General features: G+C 69.3%; 15 protein-coding genes. 8 read left to right on the top strand and 7 right to left on the bottom strand.

Features of this window, described 5'->3' with window-relative positions:
- Positions 1-9: 9 nt before the first annotated feature.
- Positions 10-930, bottom strand: a complete 921-nt coding sequence (coxB, locus tag NKG96_RS04930; protein ID WP_254537358.1) for a cytochrome c oxidase subunit II — start codon at positions 928-930, stop codon at positions 10-12.
- Between the two features lie 107 nt (positions 931-1,037).
- On the opposite strand from coxB, the gene NKG96_RS04925 reads away from it, so the two are divergent.
- The 3 genes from NKG96_RS04925 to NKG96_RS04915 are packed head-to-tail and all read left to right on the top strand — an operon-like array spanning position 1,038 to position 3,449.
- The gene (locus NKG96_RS04925; RefSeq protein WP_438267389.1) at positions 1,038-2,465 is read left to right on the top strand and encodes a heme o synthase; all 1,428 of its coding nucleotides are present in this window, start codon (positions 1,038-1,040) and stop codon (positions 2,463-2,465) included.
- 40 nt (positions 2,466-2,505) lie between these two features.
- Positions 2,506-3,201, top strand: a complete 696-nt coding sequence (locus NKG96_RS04920; RefSeq protein ID WP_254537357.1) for a DUF7546 family protein — start codon at positions 2,506-2,508, stop codon at positions 3,199-3,201.
- Entirely contained in the window at positions 3,198-3,449 is a 252-nt protein-coding gene (locus NKG96_RS04915; protein WP_254537356.1) for a SelT/SelW/SelH family protein, read from the top strand. The genes NKG96_RS04920 and NKG96_RS04915 overlap by 4 nt, the downstream gene beginning before the upstream one ends.
- A gap of 8 nt (positions 3,450-3,457) precedes the next feature.
- Here the strand turns inward: NKG96_RS04915 and NKG96_RS04910 are convergent, their stop codons facing one another.
- Both NKG96_RS04910 and NKG96_RS04905 read right to left on the bottom strand, forming a co-directional pair.
- The gene (locus NKG96_RS04910; RefSeq protein WP_254537355.1) at positions 3,458-4,066 is read right to left on the bottom strand and encodes a class I SAM-dependent methyltransferase; all 609 of its coding nucleotides are present in this window, start codon (positions 4,064-4,066) and stop codon (positions 3,458-3,460) included.
- A gap of 54 nt (positions 4,067-4,120) precedes the next feature.
- The gene (locus NKG96_RS04905) at positions 4,121-5,125 is read right to left on the bottom strand and encodes an aldo/keto reductase (RefSeq protein WP_254537354.1); all 1,005 of its coding nucleotides are present in this window, start codon (positions 5,123-5,125) and stop codon (positions 4,121-4,123) included.
- A gap of 99 nt (positions 5,126-5,224) precedes the next feature.
- Between NKG96_RS04905 and NKG96_RS04900 the strand changes: the two genes are divergently transcribed.
- Together NKG96_RS04900 and NKG96_RS04895 are read left to right on the top strand one after the other, a co-directional pair.
- The gene (locus tag NKG96_RS04900) at positions 5,225-6,151 is read left to right on the top strand and encodes an ABC transporter ATP-binding protein (RefSeq protein ID WP_254537353.1); all 927 of its coding nucleotides are present in this window, start codon (positions 5,225-5,227) and stop codon (positions 6,149-6,151) included.
- Positions 6,148-6,921 (top strand): ABC transporter permease, encoded by a 774-nt coding sequence (locus NKG96_RS04895; RefSeq protein WP_254537352.1) that lies wholly within the window; start codon positions 6,148-6,150, stop codon positions 6,919-6,921. The genes NKG96_RS04900 and NKG96_RS04895 overlap by 4 nt, the downstream gene beginning before the upstream one ends.
- Positions 6,922-6,930: 9 nt before the next feature.
- On the opposite strand, the gene NKG96_RS04890 is transcribed toward NKG96_RS04895, so the two are convergent.
- The gene (locus tag NKG96_RS04890) at positions 6,931-7,962 is read right to left on the bottom strand and encodes a S1C family serine protease (protein ID WP_254537351.1); all 1,032 of its coding nucleotides are present in this window, start codon (positions 7,960-7,962) and stop codon (positions 6,931-6,933) included.
- Positions 7,963-8,084: 122 nt separating this feature from the next.
- Positions 8,085-8,750 (bottom strand): DUF420 domain-containing protein, encoded by a 666-nt coding sequence (locus NKG96_RS04885; protein WP_254537350.1) that lies wholly within the window; start codon positions 8,748-8,750, stop codon positions 8,085-8,087.
- A 114-nt stretch (positions 8,751-8,864) separates the two neighbouring features.
- Here NKG96_RS04885 and NKG96_RS04880 point away from each other — a divergent pair, with 114 nt between their 5' ends.
- From NKG96_RS04880 to NKG96_RS04870, 3 genes are all read left to right on the top strand, one after another.
- Positions 8,865-9,293 (top strand): cobalamin B12-binding domain-containing protein, encoded by a 429-nt coding sequence (locus tag NKG96_RS04880; protein WP_254537349.1) that lies wholly within the window; start codon positions 8,865-8,867, stop codon positions 9,291-9,293.
- 6 nt (positions 9,294-9,299) lie between these two features.
- Complete coding sequence (meaB, locus tag NKG96_RS04875; protein WP_254537348.1) at positions 9,300-10,364, top strand: methylmalonyl Co-A mutase-associated GTPase MeaB; 1,065 nt, start codon at positions 9,300-9,302, stop codon at positions 10,362-10,364.
- 72 nt (positions 10,365-10,436) lie between these two features.
- The gene (locus tag NKG96_RS04870; RefSeq protein ID WP_254537347.1) at positions 10,437-11,381 is read left to right on the top strand and encodes an alpha/beta fold hydrolase; all 945 of its coding nucleotides are present in this window, start codon (positions 10,437-10,439) and stop codon (positions 11,379-11,381) included.
- 139 nt (positions 11,382-11,520) lie between these two features.
- Here the strand turns inward: NKG96_RS04870 and dnaK are convergent, their stop codons facing one another.
- Both dnaK and NKG96_RS04860 read right to left on the bottom strand, forming a co-directional pair.
- Entirely contained in the window at positions 11,521-13,404 is a 1,884-nt protein-coding gene (gene dnaK, locus NKG96_RS04865; RefSeq protein ID WP_254537346.1) for a molecular chaperone DnaK, read from the bottom strand.
- A gap of 171 nt (positions 13,405-13,575) precedes the next feature.
- Positions 13,576-14,250, bottom strand: coding sequence for a nucleotide exchange factor GrpE (locus NKG96_RS04860; RefSeq protein WP_254537345.1), 675 nt, complete (start codon positions 14,248-14,250; stop codon positions 13,576-13,578).
- Between the last annotated feature and the right edge of the window lie 33 nt (positions 14,251-14,283).

Raw genomic sequence — 14,283 nt, 5'->3', positions numbered from 1 at the left:
GTGGTACGTTCAGGCCGCGACGGCGACGCTGGAGGCGTTCGTCGCGTTGCCGGAGGCGTTACCGGAAGCGTTGCCCGAGGCGTTGCCGGAGGCGTTACCGGAAGCGTTGCCCGAGGCGTTACCCGAACCGTTCGCGGAGGCGTTACCGGAGCTGTTGCCGCCCGCGTCGGGGGCGTTCTCCTCTAAGTACTGCTGGTACTCCTCCTGCGAGACGACCTTGATGGTGCCGAGCATGCCGGAGTGGCCGACGCCACAGTACTCCGCACAGTAGAGCTGGTACGTGCCGGTCTCGTACACCTCGGTCTTGATGGTGTTGTACTGGCCGGGGAAAGCGTCCTGCTTCAGCGCCAGGTCGGGCGCGTGGAACGCGTGGAGCCAGTCGACCGACGTGATGTGGAGGTAGACGGGCGTGTTGGCCGGTATCACGAGCGTCCCGGTCGCCGTGGCGTTGTTCTCGTGGGTGAACGTCCAGACGTACTTGCGGGCCTCGACGTCGACCTGCACGGCGTTCTGTTCCGTCGGTGCCTGTGCGCCGGGGTAGTTGTGGACGAGCGGCATCAGTTCCTCGCCCGAACTGACGTCCTCGCCGCTGGTGGCGGTCGCGCCGCCGATGAACGCGCTCCCGAGCACCTGGTAGGACGCGAGGCCGACGAACAGCAGGATGATGGCCGTCGCGACGGTCCACGTGATCTCCAGCCGACGGTTCTCGCGGGTCGGCTGTGCTTCCTCGGCGTTACGGAACCGGTAGACGGTGTAGATGAGGATGCCCTCGACGAGCACCGTGATGGGCACCGCCACGTACATCAGCTTCCGGTTCAGCCCGAAGATGAGTTCCTCGTTGACGGACGACTGGGCGGCCGCGGGTTCGACGAAGAGAGCCAGCACCGCGAGACCGGCGAACGCCCCCAGTAGTTTCCGCGCCTTTCTCATGAATCGGCGTTCGATTGTGCGACGTAAATACCTGCTGACTGCGGCCCGATACCCCCGCGAAAAGCGCGGGGTTTACGTGCGGAGACACCAGAGTACGGATACTACCCGTGTCCCGGACACCACGCTTCACTACGCTGCTCGCGGCCACCGTGCTCGGCGTCTACCTGCTGGTGGTGGCGGGCGCGACGACGGCCCTCGCGGAGGCGGTCACGGCGTGTACCTCGTGGCCCCTCTGTTCGGACCCGCTCACGGACCCGAAGGTGGCCATCGCGACGGGCCACCGGGTCGTCGCCGCCCTCGTCGGCCTCCTCGGCGTCGTCACCGCGTACGTGGGGTGGTCCGCCGCCTCCCGACGCGTGAAGGGCGCGCTCCTCACCGCCGGCCTGCTCTACCCCGTACAGGTCGGTCTCGGCGCGTTCGTCGCCGTCACCGGCGCGCCCGCACCGCTCTCCGGCGCACACCTGCTCGTCGGGACGGCCATCTTCACCGCCCTCGCCCTCGCGCTGGCGTGGCAACTCGAAGCCGAGACGGGCCACCGCGATCCGGTGGCCGACACCGACGAGCCGCCGGTTGCAGAGGACTCCGACACCGACTCCCACCCGGTCCCTCCATCACCCGCCCCGACGCGCCCGACGACGTTCGCCGGGCGCGCGAAGACGACGCTCTGGGCCTACTTCCAGTTGATGAAGCCGCGACTCATGTGGCTGCTCTGTCTCGTCGCCAGTGCGGGGATGGCGCTCGCGGCGGGCCCCGCCCTCCGCCTCGACACCATCGTCTACACCCTCACGGGCGGCATCCTCGCCATCGGCGCGAGCGGGACGTTCAACCACGTCCTCGAACGCGACATCGACCAGAAGATGCAGCGGACGAGCGACCGACCCCTCGCGACCCATCAGGTGCCGGTGCGGAACGCGCTCACCTTCGGCGGGATGCTGACGCTCGCGGCCGTCGCCATCTTCCTGCAGGTGAACCTGCTCGCGGCGGCGCTTGGCTTCGTCGCCATCGTCTTCTACAGCGTCATCTACACGCTCGTGCTCAAGCCCAACACGGTCCAGAACACCGTCATCGGCGGGGCGGCGGGCGCGCTCCCGGCGCTCATCGGCTGGGTGGCCGTGACAGGCGAGATCACGGGCGACGTCGCCGGCGGGACCGGTCTCGGCGGCCTCGTACTGGCCGGCGTCATCTTCCTCTGGACGCCCGCGCACTTCTACAACCTCGCGCTGGCGTACAAGGACGACTACGAGCGCGGCGGCTTCCCCATGATGCCCGTCGTCCGCGGCGAGACGGCCACCCGGAAACACATCCTCTACTACCTCGCGGCGACGCTGCTCGCGGCGACGGCGCTGACCGCCCTGACCGGTCTCGGCCCCCTGTTCGCCGTCACGACGGTCTCCCTCGGGGCGGTATTCCTCTGGATGGTCGTCCGCCTCCACCGCGAACGGACCGAGGCCGCCGCGTTCCGGGCGTTCCACGCCTCGAACGCCTACCTCGGCGCGCTCCTGTTCGCCATCGTCGTCGACGCCATCGCGCTGTGAGGTCCCGCGACACGACCACCACCGACACCCGACCCAACGAATGAGCACTATCACCACCCACCGAATCCGACCGAGTCGCGAGGGACTGCTCGCGTGGGCCGTCCTACTCAACACCGAACTGCTCCTCGTGGTCGCCTACCTCGCCTGGACCGGCGTCGTCCCGACCCGGCCGGTGTACTACGTCTACCCGTTCGTCTGGATCAACGCCGCCCTCTGGGCGCTCTGGGCGGTCGACCGCCCGTCGGGGACGACCCGCCGCAAGGTGCTCGCGGGACTCGTCGGCGCGGGCTACTTCCTCGTACTCGCGTACTTCGGCGGCCTGTTCGCCGTCGGCGTCGGCGGCTACGAGAGCGGCCTGAACGTCGTCCTCTCCTCGTTCCCGCCGGGGTGGAGTCCCGCCGTGCTGTACGGCGGGTCGACGTTCACGCTGGTCTTCCTCCCGTTCAAGGTGTTCGGCTACCTCACGCTCGCCTACCTCGCCTACGCCACCGTCCTCGACGCGGCGAGCGGCGCGGCGGCGAGCCTGCTCGGCCTGTTCTCCTGTGTCTCCTGTACACTTCCCCTGATTGCGGGCGTCCTGAGCGGGTTCGTCGGCGGGTCCGCGGCCCTCGTCTCCGCCGCCTACGGCCAGTCCTACGGCCTCTCGACGCTCGTCTTCGTCGTCACCGTCGTCCTCCTCGTCTGGCGACCCACGATGGCCGACGTGGGCCGACTGCGCCGGGGGGTCGGGCGGTGAGTTCGAGTGCGTCCGACGGGGCCGTCGTCGAAATCGAGTACTGCGTCCCCTGCGGGTTCCTGAACCGGGCGGTGGACGTCCAGCGCGCGCTCCTCACGAACTTCGGCGAGCGACTGGACCGCGTTGCCCTCGTCACGGGCGACCACGGCGTGTTCCGCGTGTCGGTGGACGGCGAGGCGGTCTTCGACGTCGCCGACGACGAGTTCGACGTGGACGCCATCGCCCGCCTCGTCCGCGAGCGACTCTGACTCGACGGCTACCCCTCGTACCGCGCGAGCAGGAACGGGAAGTCCCCGCCGTCGGGGTGGCCGTTCGGCCACTCCTCCTCGATTTCGAACCCGTGTTCTCGAAGCGTCCCGCGCGTCTCGTCGGCGGTCGGATAGCTCCACTCCATCCTGACGCCGGTGTCCAGCCAGTCGTCGTTGTGGCCCGTCCACGCCTCGTCGCCCGAGGTGAGCAGGAGCCACCCGCCCGACCGGAGGACGCGGGCGAACTCCCCGAGGACCGCCGGGTGGTCGTCGAGCGGGAGGTGGATGATGGTGTAGAGGCAGGTGACAGCGTCGAAACTCGAACGCTCGAACGGGAGGTGAGTCACGTCGCCCCGGACGAGGGGACCGTCCGTCCGGCCGCGGGCGATGTCCAACTGGGCGGCCGAGAAGTCGAGTCCCACCGTCGGGTAGTCGGCGTCAAGTCGGGTGAGAACGGGTTTCCCGCCGCCACAGCCGGCGTCGAGCACCCGGTCGTCCGGGTCGAGTCGGTCCGTGAGGGCGTCGAGGGTCGCGGGCGGGTCGGCCGAGCGCTGGTCGTCGTAGTCCGCGGCGAGGGTGTCGTAGCCGTCGCGGACCCGTGTTCGCTGGTCGGTCATGAGGGAAGGGACCGCGCGACCGACAAAACCGCTTGGGAGGCGTGCGAACCGCTCTCAGTGCCCCCAGCGCCGCCCGTCCTCGGCGTAGCGCGCGTCCGTGATGCGCTCGCGCTGGTCGGCCGACAGCGAGACGTCCACGGCACCGAGATTCTCGTCCAGTTGCTCGACGGTCCGCGCCCCGACGATGGGCGTACACGTGAACGACTCGCGGTCCATCAGCCAGCGCAGGGCGACCTGTGCGGGCGTCGCGTCTACCTCCGCTGCCACCTCCCGGACCGCGTCGAGGACGTGCCACCCGCGCTCGGAGAGGTAGAAGTCCGAGAAGCGGTCGTCGAGCGTGGCGCGCGACCCCTCGGGGCCCTCGACGACCGTCGGGTCCTCGGGGTCCGCACGTTCGTACTTGCCCGTGAGGAACCCGCCCGCGAGCGGGGAGTACGGACAGACCGCGAGGTCCTGGTCGGCACACACCTCGAGGTAGTCGCGCACGTCGTCGTGGTAGGCGGCGTGGAACAGTGGCTGGGTCACCTCGAAGCGGTCCAGTCCCTCGACGTCGCTGGTCCACAGCGCCTTCGTGAGCTTCCAGGCGGCCATCGTGCTCGCACCGAGGTAGTGGACCTTCCCCTCGCGGACGAGGTCCGAGAGCGCGTTCAGGGTGACCTCGATGGGCGTCTCGTCGTCCCAGCGGTGGATGTAGTAGAGGTCGAGGTAGTCGGTGTCGAGACGGTCCAGCGTGCCCTCGATTTCGGCGCGAATCGTCTTGCGCGAGAGGTTCTCGTCGGGTTCGGACATCTGCGTCCAGTACACCTTCGAGGCGACGACGAACTCCTCCCGGTCGCGCTCGTTCAACCACTCACCGATCCACTCCTCCGAGCGGCCGTCCCCGTAGCCGTTGGCCGTATCGACGAAGTTGCCGCCGCGGTCGGCGTAGGCGTCGAGCAGGTCGTGTGCCTGTCCGCGGTTGGTCTCCATCGTGCCCTTCGACTCCTGACCGAAGCGCCACGTCCCGAGACAGAGCGGGGCGACCTGCAGACCGGTCGACCCGAGCGTGATGCGGTCCATGGCCGCCCCACGTCGGGCGGTGACAAAAGCGTGTACGGGCGGTCCCGCGCCGGAGGCGCGAACCCGAATCCTTAGGCGGTGGTACGCCGGAGGACGGGTATGGTCATCGTCGCCGAGGGCGTCCGCCGCGAGTACGGCGACACCGTCGCGCTGGACGGCGTCTCGCTCTCCGTCGCGGAGGGCGAGGTGTTCGCCCTCATCGGTCCGAACGGCGCGGGGAAGACGACGCTCATCCGCGCGCTGACGGGCACGACGGAGTACGAGGGTCGGGTCGAACTGTTCGGCGGGTCACCCCGGTCGGTCGACCCGCAACGAATCGGCTTGCTCCCGCAGTCGTTCGACCCGCCCGAGCGCCTGACCGCGCGCGAACTCGTCGCGTACTACGCCGGCTTGTACGACGAGTCCCGGCCCGTGGGCGACGTGCTGGCCGACGTGGGGATGCTGGAGGACGCCGACACGTGGTACGAGAACCTCTCGGGGGGCCAACAGCGACGGGTCTGCGTCGCCATCACGCTGGTCAACGACCCGGACCTGCTGATTCTCGACGAACCGACGACAGGCATCGACCCCGCCGGGCGGCGGGACCTGTGGGGCCTGCTCGAATCGCTCGCCGCGGGCGGCACCACCGTCCTCCTCACCACCCACTACATGGAGGAGGCCGACCGCCTCGCGGACCGGGTCGTCATGCTCGCCGACGGGGCAGTCGCCGCCGAGGGGACGCCCCGCGAACTCGTCGAAGCCTACGGCGGCCAGCCGGAACTGCTCGTGGGAGCCGACCCCGACCGCGCCGTGCCGGCCCTCGAAGCGCGCGGCTACCGGGTCGAGGCGACGGCACGCGGCGTCGTCGTCACCGACGTGCCCCCGACGGACGTCGGGGCCATCGTCCGCGCACTGGAGGACGAGGAGGTGGCCTACGACGAACTCCGGTGGGAGCAACCGGACCTCGAATCCGTCTACCTCGCGCTGACGGGCCGCGGCGTCGACGCGTCGGGCGACCCCGTCGAACGGGCGGAGGTCCCGGCGTGAGCCGCGCGAACCGGGTGCTGGCCGAGGCGCGGGCGGCGTGGTACTCCTTTATCCGCCGGCGGACGGCCGTGTTCTTCACGTTCTTCTTCCCCGTCATCATCATCCTCATCTTCGGGGCGCTGGTCCAGACGCAACCCACGGGCGGCGGCCTGTTCACCGAACCTGCGGGCTACTACGTGCCGGGGTACCTCGCCGTGGTGGTGCTGTTCACGCCCCTCTCGCGGGTTGGGAGTACGGTCGCGCGCCACCGCGAGGGCAACCGCTTCGAGAAACTGGCGACGACGCCCCTCTCGCGCGCCGAGTGGCTACTGGCGCACACGCTCGTCAACGTCCTCATCATCGGGCTGGCGAGTCTCATCATCCTCGCGCTCGTCGTCCTCGTGACGGGCGCGGAGATTCTGTTCTCGCCGCTGCTGGTCCCGTTCGTCGCCCTCGGCGTGGCGCTGTTCTGCGGATTGGGCGCGCTGCTCGGCCGGGTCGCGGACTCGCAGGACGGCGTCATCGCCGCCTCGAACGGCGTGGCTCTCCCCCTCCTGTTCCTCTCGGAGACGTTCGTCCCCCTCTCGCTGCTGCCGGAGTGGTTCCACCCGCTGGTGAACCTCTCGCCGCTGACGTGGTTCTCGCGGGGCGTCCGCGGGGCGACGTACTGGCCGCTACAGGACGGTGGGGGTGCCGGAACGGTCGACCCCATCGCCAGTCTCGCCCTCCTGCTCGTGCTCACGACGGGCTTCTTCCTCGCGGGGGCCATCGCGCTCCCGCAGACGGATTGAGCGGGACGGTCAGCGGACCGGGATGCGCCCGGACCCGCCGTCGCCCCCCCGGCGACCGGGGTTCGGGCGCTCGCCGAGCGTAACTCGTTCGGTGAGGCGTTCGCCCCGGCGGAGCAGTTCCACCTCGACGGTGTCGCCCGGCGTCGTCTCCAGCAGGAGGTAGCGCATCAGCCCCTCGTGGGAGTCCACCGGCCGGCCGTCGACGCTGACGATGACGTCGCCGCCGACGGGTATCTCGCGCCCGCGGACCGTCCGACTGCCGCGCGCGCCGAGGAGTGCGCCGCTGGCGGGGCCGAGGCTCACGTCCACGACGAGGACGCCCCCGGTGTCGGGTAGGCCGTTGGCATCGGCGACGGTGGGCGAGACGTCGAGGGTGCGGACCTTGAGGTAGGAGTGACGGTACGCGCCCGTCTCGACGAGGGCGGGGACGACGCGGGCGGCCACCTCGCCGCTGACGGCGAAGCCGATATTGTCGCCGCCGCGGGCGCGGTTGACGCCCACCACCTCGCCGGCGAGGGTGACCAGCGGCCCTCCCGAGTTACCGGGGTTGATGGGCGCGTCCGTCTGGACGGTGTCGGGGATGGCGAAGCCCTCGCGCGTGTACATCGAGCGGTTCGACCCGCTGACGACGCCCACGGAGATGGAGCCATCGAGACCCATCGGGTTGCCGAGGGCGGCGACGGGCGTTCCGGGGAGGGGGTTGCTCGCCGCGAACGGGAGCGGGCGGGCGGAGGCGGGCACGTCGGGCACGCGGACGACGGCGAGGTCGGTGTAGGCGTCCACGCCGACGACGTCGCCGACGCGCCAGTCGCCCTCGCTGAATCGAACGTCGACACTGTCGCTCCCGCGGACGACGTGTTCGTTGGTCACGACGAAGCCGTCGTCGCCGACGTCGTCGGCGCCCCCGTCGGGGCGTTCGACGCGGAAGACGAACCCCGACCCCGCGCCGCCGGGGCCGCGCCCGTCGCCCGCGAGGTAGATGGAGACGACCGAGGGTATCGTCGAACGGTACAGCTCCTGATAGCGTGTGTCTTCAGTCATAGGCGTCCGCACGGCGGTCCCACGCGGGCGCCGTCGCCGGACTTACCTCGGGTAAGTGTGGGGGCTACTTACCGAGCGTGCGGGTGGGTGACACTCTCGCACGACCGGGGACGTCGAGGGAATCAGTCCCGGTCGGGGAGGTACTCGCCGACAGCGGGGACGACGACGAGGAGGAGTGCCTCCCGGACCTCCCACGAGTAGACGTGGTTGAGCATGACGTAGGTGACTACGCCGAGGAAGAGGCTGAGCGACCACGCGGTGACGGCGATTCGCCCGACGCGCGCGTGAGCCGTGTTCCGCAGTTCCTCGGGCGTGTGGGTCAGGCCGAGGACGATGGCGTAGAGGACCACCGGGACGGCCACCACCGAGAGGACGATGTGAGTCGCCAGCATGGCGAGGTAGAACGGTTCGACGATGCCGGCGTAGGCGGCGAGGAACTGTCCCTCGCGGATGGCGATGCTCTTCTCGAAGCCCCCGCCGACCTTCCAGAGGTAGAGGACGAGGAAGACGACGATGAGCGAGAACGCCGTCAGCATTGCGGCGCGGTGCTTCTCGACTTCCCCGCGGCGGATGAAGCGCCACCCGACGAGGAGGGCGGTGAGCGCGAGGGAGTTCACGACGGCGATGAGGTCGGAGAACAGGACGACGGTGTCCCGGGAGAGTTCGGGGAACAGGGGGATGACGCCAGCGAACGCCCCGAGGACGAGCGCGTAGCCCACGACCGAGAGGACGGCCGTGACGGCCCGCGGGTGTTCCTTGACGACGTTTTCGCCGGTCGCTGTGGCCATGGGTGGTGTTGGGAGCCCCGCAGTATGGCCGCTTCGCTTCCGCCTCGCGGGGGTGTCGCGACGGCCACCGTGTGGACCGTTAGAGTGAAACGGTGTACCACCGATTCACCGGGTATGAGCGCAGACGCAGACGCGGCCGAAGGGCGGACCATCCGGTGTCTCGTGGCGAAGGTCGGTCTCGACGGACACGACCGGGGCGCACACGTCATCGCCCGCGCGTTCCGCGACGCCGGGTTCGAGGTCATCTACTCCGGCCTCCACAAGTCGCCGGACGAGATCGTGCAGGCGACGGTCCAGGAGGACGTCGACGTCCTCGGGATCTCCATCCTCTCGGGGGCGCACAACACGCTCGTCCCCAAGATCATGGAGGGCCTGGAGGAGTACGACGCGGCCGACGACACCCTCGTGATACTGGGGGGCATCATCCCCGAGGACGACCGCGAGAAGTTGAAGGAGGCGGGCGTCGCCGAGATATTCGGCCCCGGCGCGTCGATGGAGCAGACCGTCGAGTTCGTCCGGGAGAACGCGCCGCACCGCGACTGACCCCCGATGGCCGACCTCATCGAGGAGTTGCTCGACGGGAAGCATCGCGCGCTCGCGCGGGTCATCACGAAGATAGAGAACCGCTCGCCGGGCTACCGTGACCTCGTCAGCGCCCTCCACTCGCACACGGGGGACGCCGACGTGGTCGGTATCACGGGGAGTCCCGGCGCGGGCAAGTCCACGCTCGTGGACAAACTCGCCCGCCACTACCGCGACGAGGGCCTCACCGTGGGCGTCATCGCCATCGACCCCTCCTCCCCGTTCACCGGCGGGTCGGTCCTCGGCGACCGCATCCGCATGGCCTCGACCGCGGGAGACATGGACACCTTCTTCCGGTCGATGAGCGCCCGCGGATCGCTCGGCGGCCTCTCGACCGCCACCTCGGACGCCGTGAAGGCCTTAGACGCCTTCGGGAAGGACAAGATACTCGTGGAGACGGTCGGTGCGGGACAGAGCGAGATAGACATCGTGAAGACGGCCGACACGGTCGCCGTCCTCGTCCCGCCCGGCAGCGGCGACGACGTCCAGATGCTCAAGGCGGGCATCCTCGAAATCGGCGACGTGTTCGTCGTCAACAAGGCCGACCTCCCCGGGTCCGACCGGACCGTCCAGGAACTCCGCGAGATGATCCACACCCGTCGCGACTTCACCGGCGGGGGTCACCACGGTGCGGACGACGCGCAGGCCGCGATGGAGACCGTCGCCGCCGCCACCGAGGACGACGACGGCTGGAAGCCACAGCTCGTCGAGACCGTCGCCAGTTCCGGCGAGGGCGTCGACGAACTGATCGAGGTGCTCGCCGACCACGCCGAGTACCTCGACGCCTCGGGGACGCGGACGGAGCGCGAGCACCTGCGCTACGCCGAGGAGATTCGCACGCTCCTGCGCGAGGACACGAACCGCCTGCTGGCCGACGAGATTCGGCGACAGGGCGGCCTCGATGCGTTCGTCGAACGCGTCGTCGCCCGCGAGACGGACCCCTACAGCGTCGCCGACGACCTCCTCGAACCGCTCCGCGAGTGCGTCGAGGAACGGACGGGCGACGGTGACGACGCGAACGACGACAACTGAACCCGACGCCCGCCTCGACCACCCCGCCGCCGTAGGACAGTAATTAAGCGCTCGACGGTCGTAGCCGGGAGTATGCGACTCAAACCACTCCTGACGGGACTGGCGGGTGGCGTCGGTCTCACCGCCCTCGCGAACCGCGTCGTCGGTTCGCGAGCGCGGACCCTCCGCGCACCGCTCGGCCGCGCGACCCAGACGTACCGCTGGCGGGGCTTCGACATCTCCTACACCGAGGCGGGCGACCCCGAGGACCCCGACCTCCTCCTCGTACACGGCGTCAACGCCGCCGCGTCGAGCGCCGAGTTCGCCCCCGTCTTCGACGAACTCGCCGAGGACTACCACGTCGTCGCGCCCGACCTGCCCGGGTTCGGCCTCTCGGACCGACCGCCGCTGATGTACTCCGCGTCGCTGTACGCCACCTTCGTCGCGGACGTCGCCCGCGACCTGACCGAGGACGCCACCGTCGTCGCCTCCTCGCTCTCGGGGGCGTACGCCGCGATGGCGGCCGAGGAGGCCGGCTTCTCCGAATTCGTGTTGGTCTGTCCCACCGCCCGCACGATGCCCGGCCGGCGGACGTGGGTTCGGTCGCTCCTCCGGTCGCCGCTGGCGGGCGAGGCGCTGTTCAACGCCATCGCCAGCAAGCGCTCGCTGCGGCACTTCCAGGAGGACCACGGCTTCTACGACATGTCCCACGCGGACGACGAGTGGCTCCAGTACCGCTGGCAGCTCACCCACCAGAAGGGCGCGCGCTTCGCGCCCGCCTCGTTCGTCAGCGGCTTCCTCGACCCGGACGTCGACCTCGGGACGACGCTCGCCGACCTCGACGTGCCCGTCACCGTCGTCTGGGGCCGCGATGCGGACATCCTCCCCCTCGAACGGGGCCGCGAACTGGCCGAGGAGGCCGACGCACGCCTCGTCGTCTTCGACGAGACGCTCTTGCTCCCCCACTACGAGCACCCCCGCGAGTTCGCAGCCGTCGTCCGCGGCGAGGAAGTCGGGACCGTCGCAGAAGAGGCGTAGGCGGGACTGACCGGGTGGAGCGGAACCGAAAAAGCGCTTCTACGGCGAGGTCGCCGGTTCTGTGAGTCGAGACGGGCTTCAGTTCTCCTCGTCGTCCTCTACGTTCGCCGGACTGCGTCCGGCGGGCAGACGAAGACGACTACTCGTCGTCTTCGTCTACGTCCTCGAAGTCGGCGTCCACGTACTCCGACTCCTGGCCCGCACCGGGACCGGCACCGCCCGCACCGGGGCCGGCGCCCGCGGCACCGGCGCCCGCACCGCCCGCCTGCTGCTGAGCGGCCTGTTGCTCGTACATCTGCTTGCCGATCTCCTGCAGTTCCTTCGAGAGGGCCTCGGTGGCCTCCTGCAGTTCCTCGGTGGAGGCGTCCTCGTCTTCGAGGGTCGCCTCGACGTCCTCGATGGCCGCCTCGATGTCTTCGCGGAGGTCGTCGGAGACGTTCTCCTCGTTCTCCTCCATGAGGGTGCGAGCGCGCTGGACCGCGCCCTCGGCGTCGTTGCGCGCCTCGATCTGCTCGCGACGGGCCTTGTCCTCCTCGGCGTGCTCCTCGGCCTCCTGTTGCATCCGGTCGATCTCCTCGTCGGAGAGGCCCGCGCCGCCCTCGATGGTGATGGACTCGGCGTTGCCCGACCCCTTGTCCTCGGCCTCGACGTTGACGATGCCGTTCTCGTCGATGTTGAACGTCACCTCGATCTGGGGCGTGCCGGCGGGGGCGGGCGGGATGCCCGCGAGCTGGAACTCGCCGAGCAGTTCGTTCTGGTCTGCCATCTCGCGTTCACCCTGGAAGACGCGGACCTGCACGTTGGTCTGGTTGGCCGCGGCCGTGGTGAAGATCTTCGACTCCTCGGTCGGGATGGTCGTGTTCTTGTCGATGAGACGCTCGAAGAGGCCGCCCTTGACCTCGATACCGAGCGAGAGGGGCGTCACGTCCAAGAGGACGATGTCGTCGACGTCGCCCGAGAGGACGCCACCCTGGATGGCCGCGCCCAGCGCGACGGCCTCGTCGGGGTTGACGTTCTTCTTCGGGGCCTGCCCGGTGAGCTCCTCGACCTGTTCCTGGACCATCGGCATCCGGGTCGACCCGCCGACGAGAATGACCTCGTCGATGTCGGACTTCGAGTAGCCGGCGTCCGAGAGGGCCTGCTCGGTCGGTTCGACCGTGCGCTTGACGAGGTCGCGCGTCAGCGACTCGAACTTCGCACGCGTGAGTTTCGTCTCCAGGTTCAGCGGCCCGGAGTCGCCCGCCGCGATGAACGGGAGGTTGATGGTCGTCTCCTTCCGGCTGGAGAGTTCGATCTTCGCCTCCTCGGCGGCGTCCTTCAGGCGCTGGAGAGCCTGTCGGTCCTCGCGGAGGTCGACGCCGTGTTCGGCCTCGAACTCGTCGGCGAGGTAGTCGATGACCGCCTGGTCCCAGTCGTCGCCCCCGAGGTCGTTGTCCCCGTTCGTCGCGACGACCTCGTAGACGCCGCCACCGAGGTCCAGCACCGAGACGTCGAAGGTGCCCCCGCCGAGGTCGTACACCATCACGGTCTGGTCGGTGTCGTCGTCGAGGCCGTAGGCCATCGACGCGGCGGTCGGTTCGTTGACGATGCGTTCGACCTCGAAGCCGGCGACCTCGCCGGCGTCCTTCGTCGCCTGTCGCTGGCGGTCCGAGAAGTACGCCGGGACCGTGATGACGGCCTTCTCGACGTCGTCGCCGAGGTACTCCTCGGCGTCGCGTTTGATCTTCTGGAGGATCATCGCCGAGATCTCCTCGGGCGTGTAGTCCTCGCCGTCGACCTCGACCGTGTAGCCCTCCTCGCCCATGTGGCGCTTGATGGACGCGATGGTGCGCTCGGGGTTCTGGATGGCCTGGTTCTTCGCGGGGCGACCGACGAGTCGCTCGTCGTCCGTGAAGGCGACGACCGAGGGGGTCGTCCGCTCGCCTTCGGCGTTGACGATGATTTCCGGGTCCCCGCCCTCCATCACCGCGAACGCGGAGTTGGTGGTACCGAGGTCGATACCGAGAATCTTGTTGCTCGCCATATTACCTCCACCTATCGGCGTCGGACCGTTAAACCTTGCTGAATACGCTGTCACACACTCGCGCCCGACACCGCCGCAGTCGTGCGGTTTTCGCGAACCGGTCGGCTCGCCGTCCAGAAGGGTTATACAGAAGTGCCAGCCCAGACGCCCGAACCGGTTCGTGGAGGGCGACTACTCGTCGTCGCTGACGGTGACCTGCGCGGGTCGGATGACCTTCTCGGCCATCTCGTAGCCCGAGCGGTGGACCTCGTCGACGGTCCCGGCGGGGTGGTCGCTCTCGACGCGCATCAGCACCTCGTGACGCTGCGGGTCCACGTCCGCGCCCGGGTCGGGCGCGATCTCCTCGACGTTCTCGCCTTCGAGCACCTCGTCGAACTGCCGGAGGGTGGACTCGACGCCCTCGCGGATGTCGCCGTCCTGTTCGAGGCCGCGTTTCAGGTTGTCGCGGACGTCGACGAGACGGGAGACGAGGTCCTCGGTCGCACGCTGTTGTTCCTGTTCGCGGCGCTTGTCCATGCGCTTCTTGTAGTTCTGGAACTCTGCCTGCTTGCGCTTGAGTCGCGATTCGAGGTCCTCGACCGTCTCCTCGCGTTCGGCGACCTCCGCCTCCAGATCGGCGTTCCGTTCGCGCAGGGCGCGAATCTCCTCTGCGAGTCGCTCGGCGTCGCTCTCCTCGACGCGCGCGACGAGGTCCTGGTCCTCGTTCGCGCCCGCGTCGACGCCGTCGGGACTCGCATCCGGGTCCGCGGCCGCGTTCGTGGTGGAGGCGGCCGCCTCCGACGCCGCCTCGCCGTCGGCGTGGTCCGTCTCGACACTCACGTCGGTGGACTCCTGCTCGTCGGTCATTGTCTGTAGGAGGGTCGGCGGCCGTTTAACCCG

The organism is Halomarina litorea (genome assembly GCF_024227715.1).
In the GTDB taxonomy this organism is placed as follows: domain Archaea; phylum Halobacteriota; class Halobacteria; order Halobacteriales; family Haloarculaceae; genus Halomarina; species Halomarina litorea.
The sequence above is the reverse complement of the archived record's forward strand: the minus strand, read 5'-3'. Positions and strand labels throughout refer to the sequence as shown.